The organism is Geobacillus sp. LEMMY01, assembly GCF_002042905.1.
In the GTDB taxonomy this organism is placed as follows: domain Bacteria; phylum Bacillota; class Bacilli; order Bacillales; family Anoxybacillaceae; genus Geobacillus; species Geobacillus proteiniphilus.
Genome location: NZ_MVKA01000019.1, coordinates 33,560 through 45,617 on the forward strand (window position 1 = coordinate 33,560; position 12,058 = coordinate 45,617).

Below are 12,058 nucleotides of genomic sequence, written 5' to 3' on the forward strand. Positions count from 1 at the left end.
AGGCGTGAAGGCTCGCCTTCACCGCCTTGTTCACTTAGTTAGCCGCGCTCGTCGATCGGCACGTACGCCCGTTTGCCCGGGCCGGTGTACTCGGCGCGCGGACGGATGAGACGGTTGTTGTCATATTGCTCCAAAATGTGGGCCAACCATCCAGAGGTGCGGCTGACGGCAAAAATCGGCGTAAACAAATCATGATCGATTCCTAAACAATGGTAAACCGAGGCGGAATAAAAGTCAACGTTCGGCGGCAGCGCTTTTTCCGATGTGACGATTTCTTCAATCTTCGTCGACATTTCATACCAATGCGGCTCGCCGACGAGCTTCGTCAGTTTTTCCGACATTTTTTTCAAATGTTTGGCGCGCGGGTCGCCTTTTCGGTAGACGCGATGGCCAAAGCCCATAATTTTTTCTTTGTTGGCCAGCTTGGCGCGGATGTATGGCTCGACGTTGTCGACCGTGCCGATTTCCGTCAACATTTTCATCACCGCTTCGTTCGCTCCGCCGTGAAGCGGCCCTTTCAAGGCGCCGATCGCCGCGGTGATTCCGGAATAAATATCGGACAGCGTGGCTACGCAGACGCGCGCCGTGAACGTCGACGCGTTCAACTCGTGGTCAGCATGCAACACGAGCGCCTTGTTGAACGCTTCCACAGCAATGTCGTCTGGTTCTTTACCGGTCAACATGTACAAGAAATTGGCGGCAAAGCTCAAATCTTTGCGCGGCGCAACCGGTTCCAACCCTTTGCGCACGCGGGCGAAGGCGGTGACGATCGTCGGGATTTTCGCCTGCAGGCGAATCGCTTTCCGATAGTTCGCCTCTTTCGTCATGACATCCGCCTCTTCGTCATACAAGCCGAGAAGCGATACCGCGGTGCGCAAAGCAGCCATCGGATGCACTTTGTCAATCGGATACAGCTTGAAGTGTTCAATGATTTCATTCGGAATTTCAGCGTTTTCCGCCAACTGTTTCTTTAATTCCTCAAGCTGCTCTTTCGTCGGCAGTTCGCGATGCCAAAGCAAATAAATGACTTCTTCGAAGGAAGCGTTTTCGGCTAAATCGTCAATGTCATAACCGACATACGTCAACGTGTCATCGATGATCGAACTGATGCTTGAAGTTGTGGCCACAACTCCCTCTAAACCACGGGTTACTGTCATGTTCAATCTCCCCTTCTCTTCATAAGTTCCGGCCATAACGACAGATGGCCGGTGAGCGCTTGCTCGAAATGGAGGCAAAAAACGCGCGCGAAAGTGCTTACATGATGCCGGCGACAACCGCCCCGTCGCAACAGCTGCACAAAGCTTGGCCGAAAACTCACTCACGTTTATTATTATAAACAATTATCAGACTTTTGTCAGCTGTCACACGTCAAAAGAAACGATGTTCAGGAACAAAATGGAAATCCATTCATCTCAAAACGGAGGATCCCACACACCGCCTGATGATCAAAAATATTCTACCATTTTGATGACCGTATAGGCAATGCCAGCGCCGATCAATGGCCCAACCGCCACCCCGTGAAACAAGGATACGGCAATGATGGTGCCGAACACAAGCGCCGCCGTCATATGGGGGTCATTGGCCAGCATCGCAACCCCCTCTTTGGCGATCAAGGCGACAAAAATGCCAGATGCGAGCGCCACCCAGGCCGACAACGACTGCAGAGAGCCGACAAGCTGCTTAAAGCCGATCTCCCCAGAAGCGATGGGAGCGAGCACGGCGATCGTAATAACCGTCACCCCCCAGTTGATCCCTTTGGACTGAATGATCGGCAGCACTTTTTGATCCAAGCCGACAAGTTTGATGGCCACCAGCACGACGACGGCGACAATAAGCGACTTGTTTTTCGCTAACAGGCCAAGCGCAAGCAACAACAATAAAAACAACACCGGTTCGTTCATGGTCGTCCGCCCTTTCCTATGAAACTTGCCTTTTTGCTTCCCCGTAAGAAAACGTGTAATATATCAATATGGAACATCGTTGGGGGTGAAACATTGTCCCGAGTTTATGTCGATCGTTTTTTGCGCTTCTTTCTCGTCGTCGCCATCGTAGTGCTCGGCGCCATCGCCGCGTACTACATCTCGACGGTGACGTATCCGTTCATCATCGCCTTTTTCATCGCGATGATCATCAACCCGCTCGTCGATGTTTTGGAGCGGAAAGCGAAAATGCCGCGCTGGCTCGCGGTCAGCGTCACGCTCATCATTTTATTTGCCGCGGTCGCCGGTTTGGTCACGCTTCTCGTTGCTGAAATTGTTTCGGGAACGCAATATTTAGCCAACGTCGTGCCGGAAAAATTTCAAGCGTTGATCACTTACATGGAGACGTTCGTCGCCGACCAAATCATCCCGATTTACAAAGATTTGGCCGGGATGTTTAAAAGTTTAAGCGCCACCCAACAGGATACAATTATACAAAACATTCAAGCCGTCGGAAAAAAAATTGGGACGACGGTCGGAGAATTTGTTCAAAGCATCCTGCAAAACATTCCGCAGCTTCTTGCCTGGCTGCCGAATGCAGCGACCGTTTTTATTTTTTCGCTGCTGGCGACGTTTTTCATCAGCAAAGACTGGCACCGTCTGATGCGCATGGCGCAGCAATGGCTGCCGACGAAAGCCCGCACAAGCGGAAAAACGGTGTTTCTTGATTTGAAGCGGGCGCTGTTTGGCTTTATTAAAGCGCAGGCGACGCTCATTTCGATTACGACGGTCATCGTGTTGATCGGCTTGCTTATTTTGCGCGTCGATTACGCAATTACCATCGCGTTGATCATCGGGTTCGTCGATATTTTGCCGTATTTGGGAACGGGGATTGTATTTGTTCCTTGGATCATTTACGCTGCTGCTAGCGGCGACATTCCGTTTGCCATCGGGTTGGGCGTGCTGTATGTCGTCGTCCTCGTCCAGCGGCAAATCATGGAGCCGAAAGTGCTTTCTTCAACGATCGGCCTCGATCCGCTCGCGACGCTCATCGCTTTGTTCGTCGGCTTCAAGTTGCTCGGCTTTCTCGGCTTGATCGCCGGTCCGGTGGCGCTCGTTATCATCCGCACGCTCCATAGCGCCAATGTTTTCCGCGATATTTGGCGCTTTATTATCGGCAAGCCGACCACGTAATCGAAACAGCCTTGGCTCCCGCCAAGGCTGTTTTTGCTGCAACGTCCGTTACAACACGCTCGCATGGCCGCGGTAGACGGCGCCAAAGCCGCCATCGACCGTGATCTCTTGCCCATCTTTAAACAATTTGGTAGCATTTTCCACCCCAACGACGACCGGAATGCCAAGGCTTAAGCCGACGACCGCGGCATGGCTCGTCAACCCGCCTTCCTCGGTGATGATCGCCGCCGCTTTTTCGAGAGCCGGCATCATATCGGCATCAGTGCTGATGGTGACTAAAATGCCGCCCTCTACCATTTTTCGGCACGCCTCTTCCGCCGTTTTGGCGACGACCGCCTTGCCGAATGCCGACTTGCGGCCGATGCCTTGCCCTTTGGCAAGCAAGTCGCTGATGACGTGCACTTTCATTAAGTTCGTCGATCCTGTTTCGCCGACCGGCACGCCGGCCGTGATGACGACCAAGTCGCCGTGTTTCACCAAGCCGGAGCGCACTGCCGCGTCGACCGCCACATCGAGCATTTCATCGGTTGTATTGACATGCGGTGCTTCTTTCGTATACACGCCCCAAATGAGCGCCAGCCGCCGCGAGACTGCTTCGTTTGATGTCACCGCGATGATCGGGGCTTTCGGGCGGTATTTCGCCACCATCTGCGGCGTTTTTCCGCTCACCGTCGGCGTCACGATCGCCGCGACATCCAAATTGAGCGCCGTGTGGGCGACCGATTGGCCGATGGCATCGGTGATCGTCGTTTGGCTTTCTTTCGTGCGCTGGGACAAAATGTCGCGATGCTCCAACGCTTGCTCGGTGCGGAGCGCGATTTGGTGCATCGTTTTTACCGCTTCGACCGGATACTGGCCGGCTGCGGTTTCCCCGGAAAGCATGACAGCGTCGGTGCCGTCAAAAATGGCGTTGGCGACATCGCTCGCCTCAGCCCGCGTCGGCCGCGGATTGCGCTGCATCGAGTCGAGCATTTGCGTCGCCGTGATGACCGGCTTGCCAAGCATGTTGCACTTTTTAATGAGCATTTTTTGAATGAGAGGCACTTCCTCAGCCGGAATCTCAACGCCAAGGTCGCCGCGCGCCACCATGAGGCCGTCGGCGGCTTCCAAAATTTCATCGATGTTGGCGACGCCTTCTTCATTTTCAATTTTCGCGATAATTTGGATATGTAAGGCATCATTCGCCTCAAGCAGCTCGCGGATTTCGAGCACATCAGACGCCCGACGAACAAACGAGGCGGCGATGAAGTCGATGCCTTGGCGGATGCCAAATAAAATATCGGCTCGATCCTTCTCGGTGATGCCCGGCAAATTGACGCGCACGCCGGGGACATTGACCCCTTTTTTGTTTTTGAGCACGCCGCTGTTTAAGACGGTCGTGACAATTTCTCCAGCTTGCTTGTCGACCGCGTTGACTTCAAGGCCGATCAACCCATCGTCCAGCAAAATTTTCGAACCAACGGACACATCATCGATCAGCCCCGGATAGGTGACAGAAATTTTTTCCGGCGTGCCGAGCACTTCGCTCATCGAAATGATGAGCTTTGCCCCTTCCTTCAGTTCGATGGCGCCGTTTTCCATATTGTGCGTGCGGATTTCCGGTCCTTTCGTATCGAGCAAAATGGCGACCGTTTGGCCCGTCCGCCGCGCCGCCTCGCGAATGTTGGCGATGCGCCGCCCGTGTTCCTCATGGTCGCCGTGCGAAAAGTTGAGGCGCGCCACGTTCATCCCCGCTTCGATCAATTGCACGAGCTTGTCCACGCTCTCGCTTGCCGGCCCGATCGTACAGACGATTTTCGTTTTCCGCTTCATCACTTCTTCTTCCTTTCCCCTCGGGAATTAAATCGACAACTCTTTCGACAATGTATACATCCGCTGATCGACCGTATGTGTTTTCGCCAACGCTTCGGCAATGTCATGGTCAACGATTTGGTTGTTTTGGATGCCAACGCAACGGCCGCCTTTGCCTTCAAGGAGCAGCTCGACCGCACGGGCGCCGAGGCGGCTGGCGAGCACGCGGTCAAACGCCGTCGGCGATCCGCCGCGCTGCACGTGGCCCAATACGGTGACGCGCGTCTCAAAGCCGGTCGCCTCTTGGATTTGCCGGCCGAAGTCGACACCGCTGCCAACTCCCTCGGCGACGATGATGATGCTATGTTTTTTGCCGCGTTCATGGCCGCGCTTCAAGCGGGCGATGATGTCGTCCATGTCGTAGTCCGCTTCCGGAATCAAAATCGTCTCCGCCCCGCCGGCAAGCCCCGACCATAGCGCAATATCGCCGGCATGGCGGCCCATCACTTCGATGACGTACGTCCGTTCATGCGACGTCGCCGTGTCGCGGATTTTGTCAATGGCGTCAATGACCGTATTGAGCGCCGTGTCAAAGCCGATCGTAAAATCGGTGCCTGGAATGTCGTTGTCGATCGTCCCGGGCACGCCGACGCACGGGAAGCCGTGCTCCGTCAATTTTTTCGCTCCTTGATACGACCCGTCGCCGCCGATGACGACCAGCCCTTCAATGCCGTGCTTTTTCAGCTGCTCGATCCCTTTTTTCTGCCCTTCTTCCGTCTTGAACTCCGGGCAGCGGGCGGTGTAAAGGATCGTGCCGCCGCGATGGATGATGTCCCCGACGTCCCCGACTTCCAACTTTTTGATGTTTCCGGCGATCAGTCCGGCATACCCGTGGTAGATTCCATACACTTCCACCCCATGGTAAATCGCTTTGCGGACGACAGCGCGAATGGCCGCATTCATGCCCGGCGAGTCGCCGCCGCTTGTCAACACACCAATCCGTTTCATCATTTCCACCTCATTTGCATCAAATTGCACACGTCCGACCTCATACGTCTTCTTGAACATCCCTAATGTACCATGAACAACAGTGGAACACAATACAGAAGGCTTTGCTGAAACGGCTTACAAAAGTGGATTTTTTCACGATAGAACAAAGCTGTCTCGCAGACGGAGACAGCTTTTTCCTTATCTTGCCCGAATCGTTTCCGGCAAAAACGACACTTGGCCCATTTGTTTAAATTTTTCGTAACGCTGCCGGACGAGTTCTTCGCCATCAAGCGCCAACAGCTGCTTGAGCGAACGGCGCAGCACGCAGTCAATTCGCTTGGCTTGCTCATCGACGTCGCGGTGCGCTCCGCCTTTCACTTCCGGAATGATTTCATCAATGACACCGAGCGCCTTTAAATCATGAGCGGTGATTTTCATCGTTTCCGCCGCCCGCTGCGCCAATGAAGCGTCTTTCCACAAAATCGCCGCTGCCCCTTCCGGCGAGATGACCGAGTACGTCGAGTTTTCAAGCATATGGATATGGTTGCCGACGCCAAGGGCCAGCGCCCCGCCGCTTCCGCCCTCTCCGATGACGATGCAGACGACAGGCACCGTGAGTCCAGCCATTTCAAACAAGTTGCGGGCGATCGCCTCGCTTTGCCCGCGCTCTTCGGCCGCTTTGCCCGGGTAGGCGCCTTTCGTGTCGATAAAGCAGATGATCGGCCGAGAAAACTTTTCCGCCTGCTTCATGAGCCGCAACGCTTTCCGGTACCCTTCCGGATGCGGCATGCCAAAGTTGCGGCGCAAGTTTTCTTTCGTATCTTTGCCGCGCTGATGACCGATGACCGTCACGGGGAGTCCGTCGTATTTGGCGATGCCGCCGACGATCGCCTCGTCATCGCCAAAGCAGCGGTCGCCGTGGCACTCAAGAAAGTTCGTAAACAACCGCTCGATGTAATCGAGCGTCGTCGGCCGCTGCGGATGGCGGGCGATTTGCACGCGGTCCCACGGCGTCAAATTCGCATAAATCTCGTTTTCCAGCTTGGCGAGGCGCGCTTCGAGCTTTTCGATTTCCGCCGATAAATCGACGTCCGCCGTTTTCATGAACTCTTTCAACTCTTGAATTTTGCGGCGCAGCTCGACAAGCGGCTTTTCGAATTCTAATTCCGCCACCATCCCTCTTCCCCTCCTTTTTGATGAATATCCAAGACGACCGCAAGCGTTTCTTTCAGCTCGTGGCGGTGAATGACGGCATCGAGCTGCCCGTGCTTCAGCAAAAACTCCGCTGTCTGGAAATCGTCCGGCAGCTCTTCGCGCACCGTCTGCTCGATGACGCGACGGCCGGCAAAACCAATGAGCGCCCCCGGCTCAGCAAAGTTATAATCCCCAAGCGAGGCGAAGCTCGCCGATACACCGCCAGTCGTCGGGTGGGTCATGACGGAGATGAACAAGCCGCCGTCGTTGCTGAACCGTTTGAGCGCCGCGCTTGTTTTCGCCATTTGCATGAGGCTCAACACCCCTTCTTGCATGCGGGCGCCGCCGGAAGCGGTGAAAATGAGAAACGGCCTCTGCTGTTCGCGCGCCCGCTCGACGGCGCGGGCGATTTTCTCGCCGACGACCGAGCCCATGCTGCCCATGCGAAACGATGAATCCATGACAGCAATGACGAGCGGATGGCCGTCAAGCGCCCCTTCGCCGGTGACGACCGCCTCGTTCAGCCCCGACTTGCGCCGGTCTTCTTCCAGTTTTTCTATGTAGCCCGGAAAGCCGAGCGGATTGACCGAGATCATATCGGCGTCATACTCGCAGAAGCTGCCGTCATCAAGAAGGCTTGCAATCCGTTCACGCGCCGGCATCGGATGATGGTAGCCGCAGCTTAGGCAAACGCGCAAGTTTTTGATCAACTCTTTTGTATACATAATTTTTTTGCATTGCGGACATTTCGTCATCACACCTTCCGGCACTTCATGCCTCGCTTGTTCTGAAGGCAGCGGTGCATACTTTTTCTTTTTCGCAAACAAGTCTTTCCACACGAGGGAGCCCCTCCTTTGCGTTTTCGCCTCTCTACTACTTTATCGAAAATGGACATCATTGTTTGTCAAACGATGTCCTGCCCGTTTCGACAACGGCGAAGGCCGTTGCGCCTCCCAGACGGCGACAGTCTCCGCCGGATCTTGCCTTTCCAACGCGGCAAGCAGCTGTTCATAACCGGCGTCGGCAAGGGGCGGCTCGGGCGCAAACGAAGCGGCAAACCCCGACAGCACCCGCCAAATGCGGGCGAGCAAAACATTGCCAGCCGCTTCCACCACCGTCTCGAAAAACCGCGCGAAATCAATCGGTTTTTGACGAACGATTTTTTTCAACTCGTCTACGTCCTCCGCGCTCCGGCGCCGGCACGCAAGCTCAAGCAACAGGCGCTCGATGAGCCATTTTGTTTCCGCCAAATCCGCCTTCGCCCGTTCGTTTTCCAACAAAAACATCGCCAACAGGTCGATCAGCTGGTGGCTGCCGACCTCACGCATATACCTCCCCTCGCCGCGCCGCGTTTCAATCAAGCCGAGAAATTCAAGCGCCCGCAACGCCTCGCGCACTGATGAACGCCCGACGCCGAGCCGTTCGGCCAGCTCGCGCTCCGACGGCAGCTTGTCGCCAGGGGCTAAGTTGTCTTCCACCATCATACGGTGGATATGTTTCAACGTCTCGGCACACACGTTCTCCTCTTTGATACAATGACCCCTCTCCTTCGCTTCATCCACTGGTCTGACCACCTAATGGTTATACGATATAACAAAATAATGAAATAGTAAAGAGCGATTTACTTGACGACCACGCGTCCGAAGCTGAACAAGGAAAGCAGTTCATCGACAAGCGGGGCGGTGAGATCGGCCGCATACCGCTCGGGAAGACGGAGAAGCTTTCGCTTCGCTTCATCGTACAAATACACCGGGGTGCGGCCTTGGTGTCGTTCCAACAGCGGCTTCAGCGCGGCAAGACGCGCCTTGTCTTGGCGGCTGGCGTCGATATACAGCGCCGACGCCGTCAAGCGTTCGGCCCGGCGGATGATGAGCTGACGCCGTCCGCCGCGCACCTCAATCGTTCCGGCAAGCAATACAAACTGCCCTTCTTTCAATACGTCCGCCGCGCGGCGGTAAACGTTCGGAAACGCCACCGCCTCCAATTCCCCGCTCTCATCGCCGACGGTGAAAAACGCCATTTCTTCACCCTGCTTTGTCCTCGTTTTCCGTATGCGGACGACCGCTCCCCCGACCACAGTTGACGGACCTTGTACATCGGCAACACACACCGCCCCCGCCGCTTGCAGCAACGGGCGAAGCACCGCCGCCGGGTGCGGGGTGACGGCGAAGCCAAGAAACTCCGCTTCCCGCCGCCGCCGCTCAGCCGGCGATAGAGGCGGCGCATCAGCGTATTTCGGCTTTAACGACAGCCCGCCTGTTTCTAAAGGCCTGATCCATTGCACATGTTCGATCGCAACGTCAATGCTGGCAAGAAGCGAAGCCCGATCTGCGCCGAACTCGTCAAACGCCCCAACGGAAATGAGCGCCTCGAGCGCCGGGCGCCCGAGCCCTTTTGGCAGCAGGCGAGCAGCGAAATCAAAGAAGTCGGCAAACGGTCCGTTCGCTTTCCGCTCCTCGACAATCAGCTTCGCCGCCGAGCCGACTTGCTTCACCATCGTCAACCCGAGGCGAATGGCGCTCCCCTCAACGGAAGAGCGAAAACCGCTTTTGTTGACCGACGGCGGAAGGATGTTGATCCCTTTTCGCGCCGCCTCCCAATAGTACATCGCCGCTTTTTCTCGGTCTCCGGAAGCATTGGTGAGCATGACCGCATAAAAACAAAGCGGGTAATGAGCTTTCATATACGCCATCGCATACGACAACAGCGCATAGCTGACCGCGTGGCTTCGGTTGAAGCCGTAATCGGCAAAGCGGACGATGTGTCGATACAGTTCCTCGGCGACTGCTTTCGGATAGCCGTTCGTCATGCAGCCGGCGACAAACGCCTGACGCTGCTCAGCAAGCAGCGCTTTCTCTTTTTTCGCCACCGCCCGGCGAAGCACATCCGCTTGTCCGAGAGAAAATCCGGCAAGTCGAGCGGCGATTTGCATAATTTGCTCTTGGTAGATCAACACCCCGTATGTGGGCGCCAAAATCGGCTCAAGATCAGGATGGGCATAGGACACCGGCTCTTCCCCGCGCTTGCGCCGGATGTAAACGGGGATCATTTGCATCGGTCCCGGCCGATACAAGGCATTGACGGCGACGACATCTTCCAATTGCGACGGCCGCAGCTCGGCGAGCACGCGCTTCATCCCGCTTGATTCCAGCTGAAAAATGCCGTTTGTATCTCCAGCGCCAAGCAGCGCGTACGTTTTTTCATCATTGAGCGGCAGCGTGCGGATGTCAAACGGCTTTCCTGTCTGCCGCTCGATCAAGCGCACGATCTGCTCGATCAACGTAAGCGTGCGCAAACCGAGAAAATCAATTTTCAGCAATCCGAGCGCTTCAAGCGCCCCCATGGCGTATTGCGTCAACGGCCATTCGCCATGGCTGGGCTGCAGCGGCACGAAGCGAACGAGCGGCTCCGGGCTGATGATGACACCAGCAGCGTGGATCGACGTATGGCGCGGCAGCCCTTCCAGTTTTTGCGCAACAGCCAGCCACTCTCTCCCTTGCGGAACCGCTGCCACCGCGCGCCGAAAAGCGGCGGACTCGGCATGCCATTGGCTGAGCGTCACACTTTGTTTGTTCGGCAACAGCGCCGCGACCTGTTCCGCCTCCCGCCCAGGGACGCCAAGCGCTTTGGCCGTCTCGCGCAGCGCCGCTTTGGCGCCGAACGTGCCGAACGTGATGATTTGCGCGACGCGGTCACGCCCGTATTTATCCGCCACATAGCGAATCACTTCTTCGCGCCGGTCATCAGGAAAATCCAAGTCAATATCCGGCACCGACGCCCGCTCCGGGTTTAAAAACCGTTCAAACAAAAGCCCATACTTGATCGGGTCAACATCGGTGATCGACAGAGCATAGGCGACAAGCGACCCGGCCGCCGAACCGCGGCCCGGGCCGGCCATGATGCCGCGCCGGCGGGCGTAGGCGAGCACATCGGCGACGATCAAAAAATAGTCGCTGAAATGAAGCGACTGAATCACATCCAGCTCATGCGAAAGCCGACGCCAGTAGCGCTCATCGGCCGACGGCACGCGTCGGGCGAGCCCTTGTTCCGATAAGCGGCGCAAATAACTGTCGGCCGTCTCTCCGTCCGGAACGGGGTACGCCGGCAGCCGCCAGCCGCCAAATTTGATAGACAGCTCGCATTGATTGGCGATCGTTAAGCTGTTCTCCAGCGCCTCCGGCAAGTCCGCAAACCGGCGCGCCATCTCCTCTGGCCCCGCCAAATAGCGGCCGTCATCGTCCTCAATGTCAGCGAGCAGCACGCCGCGGCCGATGGCCTGCAAGCAACGCCACGCCACAGCATCGTCGCGCTCAATATAACGGACATCGTTCGTCGCTACAAGCGGAACGTCCATCTCTTCCGCCAAACGACGAAGCTCTCCTTCATACGAGGTACGCGTTTGCTCGCCGCGCTGGATGGCGACATACAGCCGTCCTGGAAACAACCGTTGGTAGCGGGCGAGCGCCTCTTTCGCCCGCTCCCATTCGCCGGCGGCAACAAGCGACTCGACGCGTCCCTCGCTTCCAGGAGTGATGGCGATGATGCCGCCGCTTAAGCGCACAAGAGCGGCTTCCTCCATATGCTTTGTTTCCCCCATTTGCATCATGGTGCTGATTTCAAGCAAATGGCGATACCCCTCTTCATTGGCGGCCAACAGCACGAGCGGGAACGCTTCCTCCCCAGAAAGAGCGACATCAGCCGTCACGCCGATGATCGGGCGAATGCCGTTCTGCTTGCATTCTCGGTAAAACGGAATAGCGCCATACAACACATTCCGGTCAGTGAGCGCGAGCGCTTGATAGCCAAGCTGTTTCGCCCTCGCTGCAAGCGCCTCCACCGCCGCCGCACTTTGAAACAAACTGTATCCGCTCAACACATGCAAGTGGACGAACATAATGACCATCCCTCCCTCATCCGTGCGCTTGACGGGCGAAAACTTTTCTTTCGGCTACATACTCCGTCCACCCTAT

The 12,058-nt window shown here is 56.3% G+C and carries 9 protein-coding genes; 1 reads left to right on the forward strand and 8 read right to left on the reverse strand.

Annotated elements, in window-relative coordinates; all coding sequences use genetic code 11:
• Positions 1-38: 38 nt before the first annotated feature.
• Both citZ and B1A75_RS10595 read right to left on the reverse strand, forming a co-directional pair.
• Positions 39-1,157: a citrate synthase gene (gene citZ, locus B1A75_RS10590; protein WP_074044342.1), complete on the reverse strand. Its 1,119-nt coding sequence runs from the start codon at positions 1,155-1,157 to the stop codon at positions 39-41.
• A 288-nt stretch (positions 1,158-1,445) separates the two neighbouring features.
• Positions 1,446-1,901 (reverse strand): DUF441 domain-containing protein, encoded by a 456-nt coding sequence (locus B1A75_RS10595; protein WP_074044343.1) that lies wholly within the window; start codon positions 1,899-1,901, stop codon positions 1,446-1,448.
• A gap of 93 nt (positions 1,902-1,994) precedes the next feature.
• Between B1A75_RS10595 and ytvI the strand changes: the two genes are divergently transcribed.
• Entirely contained in the window at positions 1,995-3,113 is a 1,119-nt protein-coding gene (gene ytvI, locus B1A75_RS10600) for a sporulation integral membrane protein YtvI (RefSeq protein ID WP_074044344.1), read from the forward strand.
• Positions 3,114-3,161: 48 nt separating this feature from the next.
• Here the strand turns inward: ytvI and pyk are convergent, their stop codons facing one another.
• From pyk to dnaE, 6 genes are all read right to left on the reverse strand, one after another.
• Positions 3,162-4,925, reverse strand: a complete 1,764-nt coding sequence (gene pyk / locus B1A75_RS10605; RefSeq protein WP_074044345.1) for a pyruvate kinase — start codon at positions 4,923-4,925, stop codon at positions 3,162-3,164.
• Positions 4,926-4,952: 27 nt separating this feature from the next.
• Entirely contained in the window at positions 4,953-5,912 is a 960-nt protein-coding gene (pfkA, locus tag B1A75_RS10610; RefSeq protein WP_066226883.1) for a 6-phosphofructokinase, read from the reverse strand.
• Positions 5,913-6,092: 180 nt separating this feature from the next.
• Positions 6,093-7,070: an acetyl-CoA carboxylase carboxyl transferase subunit alpha gene (gene accA, locus B1A75_RS10615; RefSeq protein ID WP_074044346.1), complete on the reverse strand. Its 978-nt coding sequence runs from the start codon at positions 7,068-7,070 to the stop codon at positions 6,093-6,095.
• Positions 7,055-7,927: an acetyl-CoA carboxylase, carboxyltransferase subunit beta gene (gene accD, locus B1A75_RS10620; RefSeq protein WP_074044347.1), complete on the reverse strand. Its 873-nt coding sequence runs from the start codon at positions 7,925-7,927 to the stop codon at positions 7,055-7,057. The genes accA and accD overlap by 16 nt, the downstream gene beginning before the upstream one ends.
• A gap of 39 nt (positions 7,928-7,966) precedes the next feature.
• Positions 7,967-8,650, reverse strand: a complete 684-nt coding sequence (locus tag B1A75_RS10625; protein ID WP_074044348.1) for a FadR/GntR family transcriptional regulator — start codon at positions 8,648-8,650, stop codon at positions 7,967-7,969.
• A 59-nt stretch (positions 8,651-8,709) separates the two neighbouring features.
• The gene (gene dnaE / locus B1A75_RS10630; protein ID WP_079936171.1) at positions 8,710-11,982 is read right to left on the reverse strand and encodes a DNA polymerase III subunit alpha; all 3,273 of its coding nucleotides are present in this window, start codon (positions 11,980-11,982) and stop codon (positions 8,710-8,712) included.
• Between the last annotated feature and the right edge of the window lie 76 nt (positions 11,983-12,058).